We start from the raw sequence: 19,403 nt of genomic DNA on the forward strand, positions 1-19,403 counted from the left end.
TGCGTCTATCTTAAAGTCTGCCCAAGTTTGATACTTGCAGCAATATTAGCAGCAGTAGTCTCAATATTGTTATAAGCAGAACCCAACACGTTATCAATCGTGTCTACTTTTTGGATACTTGGCATGACAACATCGAACTGACTGGTTTGAGCAGGTTTTAGTCCATCGACACTGCCGCAGATAGCGATGACAGGTGTACGGCTAGCCTTAGCGATTTGGCTGATACCGCCTGCCACTTTCCCCATGGCTGTTTGTGCATCGAGCTTGCCTTCGCCAGTGATGACAAGGTCTGCCTCTGCGATATGCTGTGACAGGTGAGCCACTTCGGCAACCGTATCAAAGCCTGACTTTAGCTGAGCTTGAAAGAACGTCATCATCGCATAGCCAAGACCGCCAGCAGCGCCAGCGCCTTCAACGTATTGACAGTCTTCATAGCCATGCTGTCCACATATGGTCGCAAAGTGACTGAGTGCCTTGTCCAAAGTATTAACCTGCTCTGGGCAAGCGCCTTTTTGTGGCCCAAACACTGCGCTTGCACCCAGCAGACCGCATAATGGATTGGTCACATCACAAGCAACTTCAAATACCGTGTCTGATATCCTTGCATGCAGGCTAGTATTATCGAGCTTATGTAGGCTGGCAAGTGCGCCACCACCATGAGTGAGTAGGCTATCATTGATGTCATGAAATGTTATGCCTAACGCCATTAGCATACCAAGTCCTGCATCATTGGTTGCGCTACCACCCAGACCAATGACGATACGCTTAGCACCTTCTTCTAACGCATCTTCGATCAGCTCCCCAACACCATAACTACTCGCAATAACGGGATTACGCTCATCAGCTGTCAGTAGGTGCAATCCGCAGGCTTGAGCCACTTCGATAACAGCAGTCGCGTCAGGCAATAACAGATACTTTGCCGTAATCGGTCTCATCAATGGGTCATGTACTCTGACTTCTTTCCAGCGCCCGCCCAATACATAAGACAATACCGCTGAGGTACCTTCACCGCCATCGGCCATTGGCAACAGCTTATAGTCAGCATCTGGAAACACTTGGCTAAAGCCAGATTGAATGGCATGGCACACGTCCAGTGCTTCTAAACTTTCTTTAAACGAGTCAGGGGCGATCAAAATTTTCATACGGCTCTCTTTGAATATCTTAATGACACGATCATTGCGATAGTGTCATGTTTTAAAACGTTTACTTAGTAATAATCAAATAAACGTCTGTATAAATACCCAATCTCATGAACTAGATAAATACTAGGGTCAACAACCAGATAAATACGATGCTAGTCACACCTTGGATACCAGTGGCCATTGAATGAGCTTTGTACGCTTGTGCCACGCTCATACGACTAAACTGGCTAACAATCCAAAAGAAGCTGTCATTGGCATGTGAGATGGTCATGGCACCAGCACCAATTGCCATCACGCAGAACACGCGTCCAAGCTCACTGTCTAGGCCGATCTGACTCAATAGTGGGGCAACCATAGCAGAAGTAGTAACCAATGCGACTGTGGTTGAGCCTTGTGCTGTTTTTAGCGCAGCAGAGACGATAAATGGCATGAAGATACCTAAACCCAAAGCAGATAGCGTCGAACCTAGGTAGTCACCGATCGGCGTAACTTTTAGCATCGCACCAAACGCGCCACCAGCACCAGTGATCAATAGGATAGGGGCAGCTACTACCAAACCTTGCGAGATACTATCGCTGATTTCTTGCGTTTTTTTGCTTGATTTAATTAAGAAAAATGATAAGAATAAACCGATAAGTAACGCAGTCAATGGGTTACCAATGAATATCAAAATCTCCGCTACCATGCTACTGCCAAATGGTGCGCTTGGGAAATTAGCAACCGAAGACAGGCAGATTAATATGATAGGAACGATAATCGGTAGGAAAGCCATTGTCGCTGAAGGCAAGTGACTGTAATCATCACGAGTTTTCATTCCTTCAGGCATTGCTGCTGGAGCATCTACCGCATTGATATTATCAGGAGTAGCGTTAAGAAAGCGATTAGACCACCACCAACCAGCCAGTACAGCAACTGCTGTCACCACCACACCGACCATAATGACCAAGCCTAAGTTTGACTCTAGACCTAAGTTACCTGCCGCTGCGATTGGGCCTGGCGTAGGCGGGACAAAGGTATGGGTAGCGTATAGACCAGTGGCCAAAGCAATACTCATCGCGACACTTGATACATGTAGGCGCTCAGCCAAAGACTCTTTTAGAGAGTTCAAGATAATATAGCCAGAATCACAAAATACAGGTATAGAAACGACTGCACCGACGATAGACATGGTCAAAGTAGGGAAGCGTGGCCCCAATACTTTGATAACTGACTCTGCCATTACGATAGCAGCACCCGTTTTTTCAAGGATTAAGCCAATAATCGTACCAAATACAATCACAAGACCGATATAGCCTAAGATACCACCGAAACCATCAGAGATCGTTTTGGCGACCGTGTTAAGTGGTACTTGATAAAATAGCGCAACCAAGAAAGCGGACAAGATTAATACTAAAAAAGGATGCCACTTTAATTTTGCGGTAGCGAAAATAATAAAAAGAATGGTCAGCACAAGCCAAAATACAATCATCACTGTCTCAATATGGTTTATATCTTAATCGATTACCAATGCAATACAGCCAATTATATCGAGATTAAACACGGTATATAGCTTGCTAATTCTACTTTGCGTAGTGCTTGTAAGTGCTTTTACCATATCTACATTTAAACGATATTGGACCAACTATCTGCATCACTAACGATACGAAATTTTAAAGGGGCATATTTTATAGCAAATAGACGCCGCTAGGAAATAGATTCGTTAAATAGTTGGCGCTGTTGACAAAAAATTGAGAGATACTTAATTTTAAAATGACGGAAATCAGTAAGAAAACGTCGAAGACGTGTGTGGAAATACTTGTATAACTAGCAATTGCTAATACTTCAAACCAAAAAAAACTGGCCATCTATAATGACCAGTTTTTGTCTAAACAATATTTACCTACCTGAGTAATGATTATTTTTAGAATAGGTATTCTAAGGAGTGCCCTGATTGACAGTTAGGCAATCTTATCAAAAAAAGCTTTGTTATTGGTAGCAGTTGCAGTATCAAAGCTGACGTAAATGCCTTGATCATCCAACGTGGCATACCAATGATCATCATTGCCACTGGTCAGCAGCTGAAAGTATTTGTCATTGACTATTCTGCCAACTGTATACACCTCACCTTCGGAGTAGTATGCATTACCTTGAGTACAGATAAGCTTGTCATTGGTATGAATGTTATGATTTTCTTTCATATTCTTGCGCCCAATTAGTACATTAGATAGCAGTAGATTATCAATTCTGCTAATAGTAATAAAGATGATTATATAGGCAGTATCTTGTTGTTTGGTATAGCGTTTTTAAGGCAATTGTTGCATTTAGTTACTACAATATTGCATAGATAACACCGCTATCATAGCAATAGATTTTTTGAGAATCCTAAGCTGTTTAGGAATATATAAAATCCTAATTTGTCGAGATAAAGGAGTGCAAGTTAGCGTTATAAATTGTCTAAATATATAAACTCTAATGTCAAAAAGGACGCACGTAAAAAAGCCAGCAACCTAAGTTGCTGGCTTTTTGCAGACTGAGTCTAACTATATAGAAGATTACTCTTCAGAATAGTCTTCTTCAGCAGCTTCTTCTTCAGCTGAATCTTCGTTGTTACCATCTTCAGAAAGAATAGTAACTAAGATGCTAGCAGTAACGTCATGGTGTAGCTGAATATCAACATTGTATTCGCCAACTTGACGTAGAGTGCCTTCAGGTAGCTTGATTTCAGCACGGTCTACTTCTAGACCTGAGTTAGTCAATGCTTCAGCGATATCGCGAGTACCGATAGAGCCGAATAGCTTGCCTTCGTCACCTGATTTAGCACGCATGATAACATTAACGTCAGTCAATGCATCAGCACGCTCTTGAGCAACAGCGATCTCTTTTGCTTCTTCAGCTTCAAGTTCAGCACGACGTGCTTCGAACTTTTCGATGTTAGCTTTAGTCGCAGGTAACGCTTTGCCCTGAGGGATAAGAAAGTTACGTCCGTAACCTGGTTTTACATCGACAGTTTCACCGAGTTTACCAAGGTTGACGATACGCTGTAACAAAATAATTTGCATGAGTCATTCCTAGTTAGCGGTTAACCTTGATGGTTATCAGTGTATGGAAGTAGCGATAAGTAACGAGCTTGCTTGATAGCAGTCGCTAATTGACGCTGATATTTAGTAGATGTACCAGTAATACGGCTTGGTACGATTTTACCATTATCACTAATGTACTGTTTTAGCAATTCAACATCTTTATAGTCGATGTGAGTGATGCCTTCAGCAGTGAAACGGCAGAATTTGCGACGGCGATAGAAACGTGCCATGAGTATTCTCCTTTAATTAGTCTTCACTGTTGTCGTTGTCGTCATTATCGTTTTCACGATTGTCTGGACGACGAGTAGTTGCTTTGCGTGCGCGTTTTTCATCGGCATTCTTGGCTAACTGCGACTCTTCAGTGACAGCTTCGTCACGGCGCATAACTAGACTACGAATGATCGCGTCGTTATAACGGAATAATTCTTCAAGTTCAGCTAAAGTTTCACCGTCAGTTTCAATGTTGAAAAGAACGTAATGAGCTTTGTGAATCTTGTTGATTGGATAAGCCAGTTGACGACGGCCCCAATCTTCTAGACGATGGATAACACCGTTGTTGTCTTGAACTAACTTGATGTAGCGCTCAACCATGCCGACCACTTGGTCGCTTTGGTCTGGGTGTACAAGTAACACCAGTTCGTAATGTCGCATTATGACTCCTTACGGATTAGTAGCTATTAACCCTATGTTAATAGCAAGGAGATTTATAAGGTAAGCCCAATTCTAGTCATATTTTATAAAAAACAATCAAGAATAAGCTTAGTTTATAAAGCGCCGTATTATAACAGTACTCGGCAACTAACACAAAGGTTAATCACCAAGCTACTGCCAATAAAATATAAAAAGAGGCTAAATAAGCTTTGCTAAATAAAAAAGCCGCGATAGTACGCAGCTTTTTTAAGTATAACGAGCTATAAAACCAATAACTAAATTAAAATACTGTTATTCATTCAGGTTTTGATTTTTTTACCAATTGGCTACTGTCTGCTTTGACCACTAAGGTTTTGGCAAGTTTGTCATGCCAACCAATGTTTTCAGGGCTTTTAGATGCCATGTAATAATGGATAGCAATAATCACAAAGCCTAAAAAGCTGGTAAACGAAAACAGTAAGTTATAGATAATAAATAACAATAACGTACGTGTACCGATCAATTTAATGAACGAAGGCAGTCGATGCGTGGTTTGATCTACAACACGAATACCAGTGATCAGCTTGCCTAGCGATTGACCACGCATGGTAATAAATACCAATTGTAAGGCAAATAGCCCAAAGACCATCACCTGTGACATCATCAATGTGCTACTAGGAAGACTTTCCATGAGCGTCATTGAATATTGATAGGCGGCGTCCATGTCTTGAATGTTTTGGAACTTGGTATAGTCCACATCCATCTTAGTCAATGCCATTACTAGCGGCAGTATAGCCAATATATAAAGTAGGCCATTCAATGCAGTCGCCAATACGCGTGACATGATTGGCGCAAGTACCACGTTGCCGACGACTTTATCATTGTCTGCAACAGCCTTTTTGAGAGTAGACTTGTTTAATGAAACATTGTTGTGCGGCGTTTGATGACGATTGGTCGTCATGTCAGCTTTCACGTTTTTAGGACGTTCAGGCTTGCCATATAGTCTGTCTAACGATACTGACTTATCATCTTTCGCTTTATTGGTACCTTCAGGGAAGACGGTCACGTTATTGATGATAGAGTCGTTTACTTCAGGCGTGTTAGCACTGGTCGGGCGATACACCGTTTGGTTATTGGTAAGATCACCTACGCGCTGCCACTGAGCTAAGCCTTCATGCCACATCAAATCATCAAGCAATACTTCGCCAGATGCCAGCATGATGTTCAGCTGCTCCAACTGATATGGGCCAGCTTGTACGTTATTTCGAGCAAGGAAAATCTGCATAATTGCCTGCATAGTTAGTCATGTCTTAGGACATTATATTAGGGTCTATTTGAAAAAATCAAATAGACCCTAATAGTGGTATCTTTAATGACTGTGTGAATGACCGCTGTGACTAAACGTAGCGGTTTACTTCGCTTCTTCACCAGCTAAGAAGAACCAAGTATCTAATACTGAGTCAGGGTTCAATGACACTGAGCTGATACCTTGCTCCATTAGCCAGAACGCTAGATCTGGATGGTCTGATGGACCTTGACCACAGATGCCGACGTATTTGTTTTGTTTACGGCAGGCTTCGATAGCCATAGATAATAGTTTCTTAACAGCAGGATCACGCTCATCAAATAGATGTGAGACGATACCTGAATCACGGTCAAGACCAAGCGTTAACTGAGTCAAATCGTTAGAACCGATTGAGAAACCATCAAAGTACTCTAGGAATTCTTCTGCTAATAAGGCGTTGGTTGGTAGTTCACACATCATGATGACGCGTAGACCATTCTCGCCACGTTTTAGACCATTTTTCTCAAGTAATTCGATCACTTGTGCCGCTTCGCCAGTGGTGCGGACGAATGGAATCATAATCTCAACGTTGGTCAAGCCCATCTCATCACGAACACGTTTTAGCGCTTTACACTCAAGCTCAAAACAGTCACGGAAGTTATCAGACACATAACGGCTAGCGCCGCGGAAACCAAGCATTGGGTTCTCTTCTGATGGCTCGTACAGCTTACCACCAAGCAGGTTAGCGTATTCGTTTGATTTGAAATCTGACATACGAACGATAACAGGCTGATCCATAAAGGCAACAGCTAGCGTTGAGATACCTTCGACCAATTTATCAACATAGAAGTCAACAGGTGATGCATAGCCTGCGATACGCTCTTGGATTGCTTGCGCAATTTCACGTGGCAAGCTGTTCATGTTTAGCAAGGCTTTTGGATGCACACCAATCATACGGTTGATGATGAACTCTAGACGTGCAAGACCAATACCTTCGTTTGGCATTTGGGTAAATGAGAATGCGCGATCTGGGTTACCAACGTTCATCATCACTTTGAATGCTAGCTCTGGCATAGATTCAACAGAGTTAGTCTGTACTTCAAAATCAATCTGGCTTTCGTAGATGAAACCAGTGTCGCCTTCAGCACAAGAAGCAGTTACGTCTTGACCATCAACCAATAGCTCAGTTGCGTTACCACAACCAACGATAGCTGGCACACCTAGCTCACGCGCGATAATAGCAGCGTGACAGGTACGACCACCACGGTTGGTGATGATAGCAGAAGCGCGCTTCATAACTGGTTCCCAATCCGGATCAGTCATGTCTGATACGAGTACGTCGCCTTCTTCTACTTTGTCCATCTCGTTTAGGTTGCTAACGATACGCACTTTACCTGAACCGATACGCTGACCGATTGAACGACCTTCACATAATACTTTTGCGCCAGTCGTGTCGATGACATAACGCTCCATTACGTTGCTGTCTTGACGGCTCTTAACAGTCTCAGGACGTGCTTGAACGATAAAGATTTCGTTAGTATCGCCGTCTTTTGCCCACTCGATGTCCATCGCTTGGCCATAATGCTGTTCGATCGTTACCGCTTGTTTGGCAAGTGAGGTTAGCTCTTCAGTAGATAGAGAGAACTGCATACGATCTTGTTTTTCAACGTCGACAGTTTTAACTGATTTAGCGGTACTACCTTCATCACCATAAACCATTTTCTTATGCTTGCTACCTAGGTTACGACGAATAACTGACGGTTTGCCATTGGCTAGTAATTTTTTAGAGATATAGAACTCATCTGGGTTAACTGCACCCTGTACAACCATTTCACCTAGGCCGTAGCTTGAGGTGATGAATACCACTTGATCAAAGCCACTTTCGGTATCTAGCGTGAACATAACACCAGCAGCACCAGTCTCTGAACGTACCATACGCTGTACGGCAGCAGATAGTGCAACGCCTTCGTGCTCAAAACCTTTGTGTACACGGTAAGAGATTGCACGGTCGTTGTATAGAGAGGCAAATACTTCTTTAATAGCAATTAGGACGTTATCAATACCGCGAATGTTCAAGAAGGTTTCTTGTTGACCAGCAAATGACGCATCTGGCAAATCTTCAGCAGTGGCAGAAGAACGTACAGCAACAGCAATGTCTTCGCCGCCACTCATGGTTTCAAATGATTGACGTACTTCTTGCTCAAGATCTTTTGGCAGTTCTTGTTCAATAATCCAAGTACGAATCTTTTTACCAGTAGCCGCAAGCTTATTAACATCATTTACGTCTAGTGTTTTTAGCTCGCTGTTGATTTTGTCAAGCAAGCCGGTTTCAGTCAAAAAGCGGTTGAATGCATTTGAAGTGGTGGCAAAGCCGCCTGGAACACTAACACCTAAATCAGAAAGATGGCTGATCATTTCGCCAAGCGAAGCGTTCTTACCACCAACCATTTCGATGTCGTCTTTTCCTAGCTGATCAAGATTGATTACAAGTGCTGTAGATTGCGCTGCCATGATAACTCCAGAAAATAAGGTTATTTAGTAAAGATTATAACGGTGAATTATACCGCCATATTAGGACAATTTCGAGGGTTTTCACCAAAAAACTTGTTAAAAATATACAAATTGTGGGGTTTGCTACATAAATTAGGGCCAGTCTAATCAAGTTTCGTATTTACTAGGATGAAAAATATCATTGTTAGTGACGATGTTATGCGCTTATAAAAGCAATTACTGCATAAAATAAACGTATTCAAATAAGCCACATTTAGAGTATTTCCATAATTTATGTTTCAATCTTATGTATCTGTATAAAAAAAGCATAATAGAAGAAGCATAAAAAACGCCTTAATGAGAAGTGAATTAACTATGATGACAAGTTGAAAGACAATGTTGGTGCTAAGTGTACGCCTGTAACATTGATTTCTATTAAGAGGCTAATATGCGTATAATGTAGCGCATAGATAGTTGATGCACATTGCATGATAAATGTGCGGTATAGGTGCTGAAAAATGCTCGTTTTAAGAAGGCAGTTATAAAACCTAGTTATACGAGTTATAAAGGTAACTATAAAAAGCCGAGTAAAATTCACGCTATTAATAGTCAATAACTGCTAAACGTTTGCTAAGTCTGAATTATTACTAAGATCTATACCAAAAACTAAATGAAGGTCACTATTGAGTTTTCAACCGAGGTGTCAACGATATGTACTCAAGCAATCCATCTGAACAAATTAAGTCCACTATCCAAAATCGCCATGCGCTAAACTTGGACAGCTCACAAGCCATTAGAACGGCGTTTTTTATCTCAGATGGCACAGCCATTACGGCTGAGACACTTGGACGCGCTATTTTGAGTCAGTTTGCCTCGGTTCCTTTTGAAACAAGAGTATTGCCATACGTTGATAGCTTAGAGCGTGCAGAAGATGCGGTTGAACAAATCAATATGGCGTATCAGCGCGATGGGTCGTTGCCATTGGTTTTCGATACGATTGTCAATCCTGAAATTCGCGAAAAGATTAACTCAGCGCATAGCTGTAATTTAGATATGTATGAGGGTCTGATTGGCCGTGTTGCAGAAGAGACAGGTGTGGAGCCAGATGGTCATTCAGGGCACGCACATGATGATGTCGACTCTGAAACTTATAAAGAGCGTATCGATGCAGTGCATTTCGCCTTAGACAATGACGATGGTGCGCGTACTCGTCACTATAATGCCGCAGATATTATTTTGGTGGGTGTATCACGCTCAGGTAAGACGCCGACTTCTTTATATTTAGCATTACAATTCGGTATTCGAGCGGCTAACTATCCTTTGACTGAAGATGATTTGTACGACAATCAGTTGCCGAAAGCATTACGTGAGCACAAAGACAAATTATTTGGTTTGCTCATTGATACCGATCGCTTGGTAAAAATCCGTCAAGAGCGCCGTGCAGGCAGTCGTTATTCTAGTTATCAGCAATGCCAGCAAGAACAGCGCGCGATTCAGGGTATTTATATCACGCACGGTATCCCAAGCTTAGACGTATCAGAGATGTCTGTTGAAGAGATTGCCACACGTATTTTGCAGATGACAGGTCTCAAACGCCGTATTGGATAATGAATGTCAGCTTAAACAGTATCTGTTCAATCGGTATCAATAAGTGTTCAGTCAGCTCTAATAAATGTGCAAAAAACACTAATAAACATACATCATTTCATCCTAGATAATTATCATATAGAGAATATTATGATTTCAGCCTATCAATCTATAAAGCCATCGTTGTTGCTGGCAGGTTTAATCAGTGCAGCGACTTTACTGAGTGCTTGTCAAACATCACCATTTGCAAAGGATCCAGTACCTGAGCCGCGCTATATTCCAAGTATTGTATTGGGAGAGGCGCAAACACTGACCGTCATGCCAAACCGTGTAGCTTGTGCTTCAGAATTGCCAATGCAGTGCCTACTTGCTAAGTCTAAAGACGGTAGCGTGTTTCAGATTCCTTACGACTGGATCGATGACTTCAAACCAACCCTTGGTACAGAGTACATTATTAGCGCCCGCCCGCAGATTGATGAAGGGCAACAGAGCGCCACTGGTCATTGGACATTGCAAAACATATTGTCACAACGTATGGTGGGCATGCCTTAGTAGGGCGGTATTCATTTATCTACATGATACTAACTCAGCTACATATTGATTCATTTATATCTCAAACATTTACTCGATAAATAAATATAAAGAGGACATCATGGTAAGTAAAAGTGCAAGCGACGAGACCAATGATACTGGTAAAGATATTCATACCGAAGTATCAAATAAATCTAGCGGACACGTGCCAAGCCCTGAACATACCGAAGGTAAGAACAAAAAAGAAAAGATAGAGCAGACTCACGAGCAAGTGACTGATGATGTCATGCATCATCCTGACTTAGTGAATCCGCTCGATGACACACGAATCGATATTAAGTCTGGCTTTACCAAAGACTCTCGTCGTCTAAAAAGTGACGACCATGAGTATGAGTATGATGCCGTTGTTTTAGGGGCGGGGCCTGCTGGTGAAGCCGCTGCTATGAAGCTGACTAAATCTGGTAAAAGAGTTGTCGTCGTCGATCCACGTGATCAAGTAGGCGGTAACTCTACTCACGTCGGTACGATTCCAAGTAAAGCACTACGCCAATCTGTATTTAACTTGATTAACTTCCGCCGCGATCCAATGTTTACCAAGGCGATGGAATATAAGCAAGTACCGCTAAATGAAGTACTGGCCAAGGCGCGTCAAGTTATCCGTCGTCAAGTCAGTACCCACACACGTTTTTATGAGCGCAACCGTATCGAAGTCATCCAAGGCTGGGCAAGTTTCATTGACGCTCATACGCTACGTATTGAAGTCGATGAAAATGTGTATGAAACCATCACTTTTAATAAAGCCATCATCACTGTCGGTAGTCGTCCTTACCGTCCTGAGATTTTAGACTTTAACCATCCACGCGTTTTTGACTCTGACAAAATCTTGCAAATGGATTATGTGGTTAAAAAAATTATCATTTATGGTGCAGGGGTGATTGGTTGTGAGTACGCGTCTATCTTTACTGGTCTTGGCTACAAAGTTGATTTGATCAATAACCAAGATCAATTGCTTAATTACTTAGACAGCGAAATCAGTGATGCCATCGCGCATGACTTTAGACAGTTCGGTGTGCTTATCCGTAGTAATGAAGAGATTGATCATCTTGAGACTCATGATGATTATGTGGTCTTGCACTTAAAGAGTGGCAAGCGCATCAAATCTGATGCCATTCTTTGGTCAAATGGTCGCTCAGGTAATACAGAGGGCCTGAATTTAGAAGCCATTGGGCTAAAAGCAAATGGCCGTGGTCAGTTAAAAGTAGATGACACTTACTGTACGGACGTCGACAATATCTATGCTGCTGGTGACGTAATCGGTTGGCCATCACTAGCTTCTGCTGCCTATGACCAAGGCCGCTGTGCTGCTGCCTTTATGGTTGGTGATAGTGATGCTGAGCCAGTATCTAGTGTGCCGACTGGTATTTATACGATTCCTGAAATCTCTTGTATCGGTAAGACAGAGCAAGAGCTCACGGATGAAAAAGTTCCGTATGAAGTGGGTCAGGCGTTCTTTAAGCATTTGGCACGTGCCCAAATTATCGGTGAACGTTCGGGCGTATTAAAGATATTGTTCCATCGTGATACCTTAGAAATTCTAGGCATCCATTGCTACGGTAACCACGCTTCAGAGATTATCCATATCGGTCAAGCCGTGATGAAGTGTAAGAGCAACAATACGCTTGAGTACTTTGTAAATACGACTTTCAACTATCCAACGATGGCAGAAGCATATCGTGTGGCGGCATTGAATGGTTTGAACCGAGTGTTTTAAACCATTGTCTATTTATATCGTATAAATAAAAAGAGCGCCTACTATTATTAGTAGGCGTTTTTTTATGCTCATAGACTTCATTAATTTGAAGATTTATAAGTAGGCTTTTCGCTGCGGAATACGCTTGCGTAAAAATAGCAATAAAACAAAATAGAGCAACCATAAGCCAGCCAACGCATAAAATCCTACAGCGACTTGAGAGACACTGGCACCCATTTGGTTAAGCTGCACAGAGGTATTGATTGCAGGCGTGGTCGGTACCAGCCAACGTATTACTTGTAATACTTGAGGCAATTGGTCTGCTGGCCAAGGGTAGCCGCTTAAGAAAAATATTGGTAAGGAGATAAAGATTAAGATCTGCATACTGCGCTCACGCTGCCGGAACCATAATCCGAGCACGCAGCCGAGCGTTGCGACTGTCGGACAAAATAGTGCCAAAAATAGCAGCGTACCAAGCATGTTTTGTCCGCGTGGATAATGATGTAGCTCAAACGCCCACCCATAATAAAAGCAGCCAACGATAAAACTAAGTGAGCTCAAAGCCCCAATACGTCCTAGCCAGCCACGTACACTCGTACTGTGACGGCGCTGCTCATACCATGTGCCAATCAGCATGGCGGTCGCCATCAAAAGTGTCTGCTGTAAGATAATAACAGAGACAGCAGGTACGACATAAGCACCATAGCCCTCAGTTTGGTTATACAGTGGCATAATTCGTAGCGGTACAGCTTGCGTATTCTGTGCTGCGGTAGGTGCATAAGCGCCTTTCGCAATGCTTTTCTTTACCTTTATGCCGGCGGATACCGTACCTACCGCTTGAGAGAAACCCAGTTGGACGTTTTTATTTAAAATAAAATAACCGCCATTACCCAGTATGCTAACGTGCGCTTGCTCTCCGGACTGAACTTGTTCTTCAAGACCAGCTGGAATCACCATATAGCCTGCAATTTGATCTGACCATATGGCTTCTTTGGCCGCCTGCTCATTGATAAATCGTTCAGTATCTAGGTATGGACTAGCACTCGCATAGCGAACAAGAGTACGCGATAAGTTGCTGTTGTCATGATCAATGATACCTACTGGCACATGATTGACCACCTCAGACGAGTAAGGCCAAGGATAGAAAAACCCATAGATGATAGGGGCGATAATCAACATCAAAAGTACGCCTTTATCACTAAAGACGTCTTTGAAAGTTTGAATAAAGCTGGTCCAAAAACTTTGCGAAGCAGGAGTGTCGGCTAAATTAGCTTTTGAGTATGTATGATTTGAGTGTGCAGACATTAGCGTGCTCCCCAACGTTCAGGATGCGCCAATGCGCGTTTGGTTAATAGTGCTGCAAGTAGCATGGCGATGATAGTGGCAAGCGCCAGACCGTAGACAATAGGTAGGGAGATGGCGATCGGTGCTTGCATTTGTAACTGTGCAATATGGAGTTTGAGATAATGCGTTAGCGGCAGCGCATTTGACCAATATTGCGCGCTATCACTAATCGCAATATATGGAAAAGTAACACCAGCAAAGGCGTAAGAAGGCGCTGAAATAAATCCAGTAGTCGATAGACCCATACGTAATGAAAAAGAATTCAAAGTAAAAATAGCACCAAGCCAGAATGACAGTATCATCAAACACAATAGGCCGATATATACTGCGATGATTGACCCAATGCTTATATTTTGGTTCGACGTTACAAGCCACAATACCAAAGCCGACCATAAGCTATAGGCCAATATTGACCAAAAGTATTTACCCAATAAACCAAAGACCAATACTGATAAGCTGACCGAATGGGGCACGTTTGCGCTTGAAGATGATGCTTTGTTATCGCTGCTATCTTGTTTGGTTGATAGCGAAGATGACGTTTTTGAAGCTCTGGATAAGGTTAGACTAGGTTTGCCTGTATCAATAAAACGGTACCAGCGACCGATATTCTTATCACGTAACTCGCGGCCAATCGTGGTTGCGCCAATGACCATTGCCAATATATGTAATAAGGCAGGTATGACGGTCGAAGCCAAAAACTGCTGATAATTGGTCGCAGCATTGAATAAGCTAATACGCTGCACACTGATAGGCGCGTAAGCCGTCATCGCTTGTGATGGCGCTACGCCTTGTTTGATCAATCGCTTGATCTCTACACCTGCGGATAATGTACTAGCGACCGCTTGGACACCTGCCTGAATAATACCAGAGTGTGTACCATACTGTGCATTGACTTGTAGAGTCAATGGAGCAGGCTGGCTCGATAATATATTACGAGAAAAGTCCTCTGGGATAATGACAACAGCGTAAATATCGCGCTGTAAAATCGCAGCCTCTGCATCCGCTTGGGAGTAATACAGCTGTCTGACTGTCAAAGTAGGACTTGCCTCTAAGTAACGGACGGCAGTATTGGCAACAGCGCTGTTGTCTTGATCGATGACTCCGATAGGCAAATCGGTAATTTGAGTCTGTGAAAATATCCACCATATTAGCAGCACCGTTGCCAGTGGTATCCATACCACCATGCTAAAGTCCCAATGGTTTTTTGTCAAAAAACGGCGCTCGTAGGCTGCACTGCGTAAAAAAGCCTCACTTAACTTAGTCAAGTGCATGGCTTACTCTTGGTTCTGATTGACAGGAGTAGGATTGATACGTACGACCACACTCATACCTGAGCGGATACGGGCATCGGGCTTAGAGGGTCGGGCCTTTACCTCAAAAGTACGCACATCAAAACCATCATCATTATTGGTCGGACGCCAAGTAGCAAAGTCTGATAAGGTCGATGTCGCATAGACGGTAAACTGTTTTGTATAAGGTTTATCCGATGATGACAGCGCTGGGATAATACCCGTAAATGTCTGGCCAATAGCAAATTGATTTAAATAAGACTCAGTGACGTTAAGTACCACCCGTTGGTCATTGGTATCCACCAACGTCAGGAGTGGAACCCCTTGACCGATGACTTCTCCAGCACTGACAATGACATTATCAACGATACCAGCGATAGGACTTCTTAGGTTCGCTTCCTCTTTCGCTACTAGCGCTTCATCGAGTTTTGCATCGACCTGTGCGACTTGTGCAGTAGCCGCTGACTTATCTTCAGTACGTGCACCTTCTAAGGCCAGATCATACTGCAAGCGAGCTGCTTCGGTTTGGTCTTGAGTAGCAAGATATTGAGCATACGCCTCATCGCGCTTTTGTCGGGCCATCAAACCTTCTTCGTAAAGGCGATTGACACGCTGATAGGTGTTTTCTGCCAAGTCAGACGCGGCTTTATTGGCTTGCCAAGCGGCTTTTGCTTGGGCGATTTCTTGCGGGCGCGCACCATTTTCTGCTTTATCTAATTGACTTTGTGCGATTTGTTTCCCAGCACGTGCTTGATTAATCTTGGCATTAATCTCAGGCGAATCCATCTCAACCAGTTGCTGACCTGCCGTTACCGTATCGCCCTCTGTTACCATAATTTGGGCAATACGCCCTGGTACTTTTGCAGCGATCGACGTTTGCTGCATCTGCATTTGCCCTTGTAGCGTAATAATTTCTGGCTCGCTATGCGCATTACTTTTGTATAGGCCATACGCAATCGTACCAAGGACAATCAGTATGAATAGTGCAAGTAATACTTTTTTCATACGTGCAGATTTGTCAGTTTTAGAGGCATCACGATTATAAGTAGGTGTCGGTTGCTCTGGTTCAATGTCAGACACGTCTTCTACAGGATCGACTGAATTTTGTGTATCTTGAGAGGTCACTGACTCGGTTGCATCAGCTGATTTATTTGAGTCGTCTGATTCGCGTGGTAATTCTGTCATGACAATGAGATTCCTAAAGCAACAAAGTTGAAAATAAAGGGTTTATTACTAGTACACTCGAAACGCATAAGGCTTGGCGTTGTCTATGGTTTCAGAATTAAAAATAGCACCAAGAGCGACGATAAATGCTGAATAATAGAGCCATAGCATAATGACTACAGCAGCTGAAAGCGCGCCAAACTCCGCACTATAGTTATTAAAATTTTGCACATAAATTGAAAATAAGATGGACAATATAATCCATAAAACCGTTGCCAGCGCAGCGCCCGGCATCAACTTTTTGAGAGCGACGGCATCACGATTTGGGGCTAGGCGATAAAGACCCAAAAAGCTTAAGAATATGATACCTGTCAATATTGGCCACCTGCTCCAAAGCGCAATTGTCTTTGCTATCTGAGGGAAAGGGAAGTAGGCCGCCCCCAAAGGAATAATCGCGATAGAGGAGACCGCGATAATCAATACGACTACTGCTGCAAAGGTCAAACCAACTGCGCGAATCGTGCTTTGTACAAAACTACGCTCTTGCGTAATATGGAACGCAAGGTTAATAAGAATAATTAAAGACTTGATACCTTTAGAGCCAGCGTAAAGTGCGAGCAAGGACGATATAAGCAGGCTGAAAGTCAGGGCAGACGTAGTCGTAGAAACCAACTCGCTCAGACGGGAGTTGAGTACTTCATATACTGTATCAGGTATAAATTGACTCAAAAGCGCGATTTGCTCTTGCATCTCGGCAGGAGAAAACGCAAGACCATAAAGCAGTACAAACACAGCCATCACTGGAAAAATTGATAAGAATCCAAAGAAACCTACGCTTGCGCAATGCGCCCAAACATTAGAGTTATTGGCAATACGCCACGTTTCTAGTAACGTCTGTAGCCAGTTTTTTATCGATTTAGAGGTCAGTTTTTTCATAAAAGCAGCTGTTCGTAATAGGGTTGGTAATAGTATTTTTGATGTCGACTTCATGGTAATACAAAGCGTTTATCAGCACGACTTATGGTTTCTCACATCACATTATTGCTCAGTATATAAAGTAGGTAATTGAATGTCAGCGGCATTGAGATAAGCATTAAAAGCAAGTGGCGTACCACAGCTTTGCATAAGGGCAGCCAATGATTGTACATAGTCATTAGCAGCTTGTGCTTGCTCAGTACGTGCCTTCAGCGATTGCGTCTGCGCTTGCACCACGTCAACCGTGGTATTTACACCTTCTTGTAATCCTAAGCGTCGTAGTCGTAATACTTCTGCTGCCAAATCAACATTGCTTTGCAATGCCTGATAGCGTGATTGAGCATTATTGACATCGTGCCAGTTTTTTTCTACCAGTAGCAATAAATTGTCACTGACTTCAATCTCAGAGAGATCGGCCTGACGTATTTTGGCACTACTGGATGCTAATGATGCGGCTTTATCGAGTCCGCCCCATAGCTTCCAACTGGCAGATATACCAGCGACCCAGCTTGGATCTTTCTCCACCTGACCATAACCGTATAGCAATACCGTAGGCTTGTAGCCCGTATCTGATAGCGCATGTAACTGCTGAGCCTGTGCCCGCTTGGCTGCAACTTTTTGCAGTCCAGGATGGTTGTTTAGTGCCAAGTCCTGAAAGTAGCTCACATCTGGTAGAGGGCGACTAGAGACAAACAAGGGTGTGGTTGGCTTGATGCGATAGTCAGTACGTAGTAGACGCTGTAGCGCAATCATAGCTAGGCGCGCGTCATTATTCGCATTGACGGATTCACTTTTGGCATCCGCAAGCGCAGACTGTGCTTCTAGTCTATCGACACGTGAGATAAAACCTTCTTCAAACAGACGCTCGGCCATATGGTCGGTCTGCTGCAATGTATCGTAAGCGTCTTCTCGTAAGTAAGCGGCGATAATCGCTAACTGTGCCTTAAAATAACGCTCAATTAACGTATTATAAAGCTCATTTTTATCCAGTACGCTATCAGCCATCGCTTCTTGTGTACGTGCATCCGAGGCGCCAGTCAATGCGTCTGTACGTCCAGCAGTATAAATAGGCCAAACGACTCCAAGACCTGCACCCGATGTAGAGCCTGAGCGCTTGAGGTTATAGGAGTCGGGTATACGCTCACCGACCAGCTCACCAAAGTCTGGTAGGTCTGCCGTAGGAGGGACTATGTTATCTACGCCATTGTTTACTTCGTTGACGATACCGCTTCTGAGAGAGGATAAATCTATATCCTCGTCTAAGTGATAGGCACTGGCAGATACTCGAGCAAATACGAGTGGATTGTCGATAGTTCTGAGCGCGTCAGTTTGGTATTCGCTAGCAGCAATCGCTGCTTGATTGGCAGCAATTTTAGGTGATACTTGTACCAGAAGCTGCTGCGCTTGCTCTAAGCTCAAAAAGCTTGAGACGTCTAGTGCGTAGCTGTTATCGACTGCTTTATGTGTAATAGGGTCAACAAGCGTAGACAGTGCCTGCGACTCAGCGTCTTGAGGGTTTGGTACTGTATGAAAAGGCGCTACAGCTGGTCTATTATTATCAGTTGGACTATCAGTATCTATGATTTGTGTCACAGCCACTGGTGTAACATCATCTGACGCTTCTATACTGTCAGCGTCAGTGCTCGCGTAAGTCATGACAGGCACACTCATGACTGCAACTGTCATCATAGCAGTCGGTAGCGCTGATAAAATGAATTTCATAAGTCACATAAGCCATTAATTAGAATGTAAGGTATTATAAAATAAGGAACAGCCCCGATAGATCTCATTGCTCAGGATATAAAGTTGCTGAACTATTATAGACTATTTGCCAGCTAGCGAAAGAATGATGCTTAAATAAATCATTCATATTCTAATATAAAAATACGTCTATATTAAAAGTGCTAACAAGCGGTCATTCGTCATAAGAGGTACACTGTAGAGCCACAATGGTGACGGGTCAATGCTCAGTATTTTGTTGTTTTCTATTGTGTGACTAGTAGCAGTATGATAGAGGTCTGATTTAATTTTTAAATATCTGTTTATAAGTAACAACATAGCCAATAAAGCGTTTTAGATTCAAGCGATTTAGTTTTAAATAGTTTTTGTTTTTAATCTTATTATGAAAGCATTTAGGCAGTAATTAACAAATAAAAA

Annotated in this window: 16 protein-coding genes; 3 read left to right on the forward strand and 13 right to left on the reverse strand. The window is 42.9% G+C overall.

Annotated elements, in window-relative coordinates; all coding sequences use genetic code 11:
* Positions 1–5: 5 nt before the first annotated feature.
* The 8 genes from FQV37_RS01085 to ppsA all read right to left on the reverse strand — a co-directional run bounded on the left by FQV37_RS01085 (position 6) and on the right by ppsA (position 8,627).
* A complete protein-coding gene (locus tag FQV37_RS01085) occupies positions 6–1,142 on the reverse strand; it encodes a glycerate kinase (RefSeq protein WP_160020937.1) in 1,137 nt (378 codons plus the stop codon).
* Between the two features lie 112 nt (positions 1,143–1,254).
* Complete coding sequence (locus FQV37_RS01090) at positions 1,255–2,610, reverse strand: GntP family permease (RefSeq protein WP_102094900.1); 1,356 nt, start codon at positions 2,608–2,610, stop codon at positions 1,255–1,257.
* Positions 2,611–3,079: 469 nt separating this feature from the next.
* Positions 3,080–3,319 carry a hypothetical protein gene (locus FQV37_RS01095; RefSeq protein ID WP_101205444.1) on the reverse strand — a complete coding sequence of 80 codons (240 nt, stop codon included), beginning with the start codon at positions 3,317–3,319 and terminating at the stop codon, positions 3,080–3,082.
* Between the two features lie 354 nt (positions 3,320–3,673).
* Positions 3,674–4,180, reverse strand: a complete 507-nt coding sequence (rplI, locus tag FQV37_RS01100) for a 50S ribosomal protein L9 (protein ID WP_102094899.1) — start codon at positions 4,178–4,180, stop codon at positions 3,674–3,676.
* A gap of 20 nt (positions 4,181–4,200) precedes the next feature.
* A complete protein-coding gene (rpsR, locus tag FQV37_RS01105) occupies positions 4,201–4,431 on the reverse strand; it encodes a 30S ribosomal protein S18 (RefSeq protein ID WP_010198808.1) in 231 nt (76 codons plus the stop codon).
* Positions 4,432–4,447: 16 nt separating this feature from the next.
* Positions 4,448–4,852 carry a 30S ribosomal protein S6 gene (gene rpsF, locus FQV37_RS01110; protein ID WP_101205443.1) on the reverse strand — a complete coding sequence of 135 codons (405 nt, stop codon included), beginning with the start codon at positions 4,850–4,852 and terminating at the stop codon, positions 4,448–4,450.
* 295 nt (positions 4,853–5,147) lie between these two features.
* Positions 5,148–6,128, reverse strand: a complete 981-nt coding sequence (locus tag FQV37_RS01115; protein ID WP_102094898.1) for an RDD family protein — start codon at positions 6,126–6,128, stop codon at positions 5,148–5,150.
* 114 nt (positions 6,129–6,242) lie between these two features.
* On the reverse strand, positions 6,243–8,627 hold the full coding sequence (gene ppsA / locus FQV37_RS01120; protein WP_160020938.1) for a phosphoenolpyruvate synthase: 2,385 nt from the start codon (positions 8,625–8,627) through the stop codon (positions 6,243–6,245).
* A gap of 690 nt (positions 8,628–9,317) precedes the next feature.
* Here ppsA and ppsR point away from each other — a divergent pair.
* From ppsR to sthA, 3 genes are all read left to right on the forward strand, one after another.
* Positions 9,318–10,214: a posphoenolpyruvate synthetase regulatory kinase/phosphorylase PpsR gene (gene ppsR, locus FQV37_RS01125; RefSeq protein WP_160020939.1), complete on the forward strand. Its 897-nt coding sequence runs from the start codon at positions 9,318–9,320 to the stop codon at positions 10,212–10,214.
* 129 nt (positions 10,215–10,343) lie between these two features.
* Complete coding sequence (locus tag FQV37_RS01130; protein WP_101205439.1) at positions 10,344–10,745, forward strand: DUF4377 domain-containing protein; 402 nt, start codon at positions 10,344–10,346, stop codon at positions 10,743–10,745.
* 100 nt (positions 10,746–10,845) lie between these two features.
* Positions 10,846–12,495 carry a Si-specific NAD(P)(+) transhydrogenase gene (gene sthA / locus FQV37_RS01135; RefSeq protein ID WP_057759390.1) on the forward strand — a complete coding sequence of 550 codons (1,650 nt, stop codon included), beginning with the start codon at positions 10,846–10,848 and terminating at the stop codon, positions 12,493–12,495.
* Positions 12,496–12,588: 93 nt separating this feature from the next.
* On the opposite strand, the gene FQV37_RS01140 is transcribed toward sthA, so the two are convergent.
* From FQV37_RS01140 to FQV37_RS01160, 5 genes are all read right to left on the reverse strand, one after another.
* A complete protein-coding gene (locus tag FQV37_RS01140) occupies positions 12,589–13,779 on the reverse strand; it encodes an ABC transporter permease (RefSeq protein WP_160020940.1) in 1,191 nt (396 codons plus the stop codon).
* A complete protein-coding gene (locus FQV37_RS01145; protein ID WP_160020941.1) occupies positions 13,779–15,089 on the reverse strand; it encodes an ABC transporter permease in 1,311 nt (436 codons plus the stop codon). Before FQV37_RS01145 ends, FQV37_RS01140 begins: the two co-directional genes overlap by 1 nt.
* A 3-nt stretch (positions 15,090–15,092) precedes the next feature.
* Positions 15,093–16,292, reverse strand: coding sequence for an HlyD family secretion protein (locus tag FQV37_RS01150; RefSeq protein ID WP_160020942.1), 1,200 nt, complete (start codon positions 16,290–16,292; stop codon positions 15,093–15,095).
* Between the two features lie 48 nt (positions 16,293–16,340).
* Positions 16,341–17,207 (reverse strand): YihY/virulence factor BrkB family protein, encoded by an 867-nt coding sequence (locus FQV37_RS01155; protein WP_160020943.1) that lies wholly within the window; start codon positions 17,205–17,207, stop codon positions 16,341–16,343.
* A 102-nt stretch (positions 17,208–17,309) separates the two neighbouring features.
* The gene (locus FQV37_RS01160; RefSeq protein ID WP_160020944.1) at positions 17,310–18,968 is read right to left on the reverse strand and encodes a TolC family protein; all 1,659 of its coding nucleotides are present in this window, start codon (positions 18,966–18,968) and stop codon (positions 17,310–17,312) included.
* Positions 18,969–19,403: the final 435 nt, after the last annotated feature.

It is taken from the genome of Psychrobacter nivimaris (assembly GCF_009812035.1).
Taxonomy (GTDB): Bacteria; Pseudomonadota; Gammaproteobacteria; order Pseudomonadales; family Moraxellaceae; genus Psychrobacter; species Psychrobacter nivimaris.

What these genes read in the sequence shown, in the direction of transcription:
- rplI (WP_102094899.1), bottom strand. Translation starts at nt 4,180, where the DNA reads ATGCAAATTATTTTGTTACAGCGTATCGTCAACCTTGGTAAACTCGGT.
- ppsA (WP_160020938.1), bottom strand. Translation starts at nt 8,627, where the DNA reads ATGGCAGCGCAATCTACAGCACTTGTAATCAATCTTGATCAGCTAGGA.
- sthA (WP_057759390.1), top strand. Translation starts at nt 10,846, where the DNA reads ATGGTAAGTAAAAGTGCAAGCGACGAGACCAATGATACTGGTAAAGAT.
- FQV37_RS01085 (WP_160020937.1), bottom strand. Translation starts at nt 1,142, where the DNA reads ATGAAAATTTTGATCGCCCCTGACTCGTTTAAAGAAAGTTTAGAAGCA.
- FQV37_RS01150 (WP_160020942.1), bottom strand. Translation starts at nt 16,292, where the DNA reads ATGACAGAATTACCACGCGAATCAGACGACTCAAATAAATCAGCTGAT.
- FQV37_RS01095 (WP_101205444.1), bottom strand. Translation starts at nt 3,319, where the DNA reads ATGAAAGAAAATCATAACATTCATACCAATGACAAGCTTATCTGTACT.
- FQV37_RS01155 (WP_160020943.1), bottom strand. Translation starts at nt 17,207, where the DNA reads ATGAAAAAACTGACCTCTAAATCGATAAAAAACTGGCTACAGACGTTA.
- FQV37_RS01115 (WP_102094898.1), bottom strand. Translation starts at nt 6,128, where the DNA reads ATGCAGGCAATTATGCAGATTTTCCTTGCTCGAAATAACGTACAAGCT.
- ppsR (WP_160020939.1), top strand. Translation starts at nt 9,318, where the DNA reads ATGTACTCAAGCAATCCATCTGAACAAATTAAGTCCACTATCCAAAAT.
- FQV37_RS01160 (WP_160020944.1), bottom strand. Translation starts at nt 18,968, where the DNA reads ATGAAATTCATTTTATCAGCGCTACCGACTGCTATGATGACAGTTGCA.
- FQV37_RS01140 (WP_160020940.1), bottom strand. Translation starts at nt 13,779, where the DNA reads ATGTCTGCACACTCAAATCATACATACTCAAAAGCTAATTTAGCCGAC.
- FQV37_RS01130 (WP_101205439.1), top strand. Translation starts at nt 10,344, where the DNA reads ATGATTTCAGCCTATCAATCTATAAAGCCATCGTTGTTGCTGGCAGGT.
- FQV37_RS01145 (WP_160020941.1), bottom strand. Translation starts at nt 15,089, where the DNA reads ATGCACTTGACTAAGTTAAGTGAGGCTTTTTTACGCAGTGCAGCCTAC.
- FQV37_RS01090 (WP_102094900.1), bottom strand. Translation starts at nt 2,610, where the DNA reads ATGATTGTATTTTGGCTTGTGCTGACCATTCTTTTTATTATTTTCGCT.
- rpsR (WP_010198808.1), bottom strand. Translation starts at nt 4,431, where the DNA reads ATGGCACGTTTCTATCGCCGTCGCAAATTCTGCCGTTTCACTGCTGAA.
- rpsF (WP_101205443.1), bottom strand. Translation starts at nt 4,852, where the DNA reads ATGCGACATTACGAACTGGTGTTACTTGTACACCCAGACCAAAGCGAC.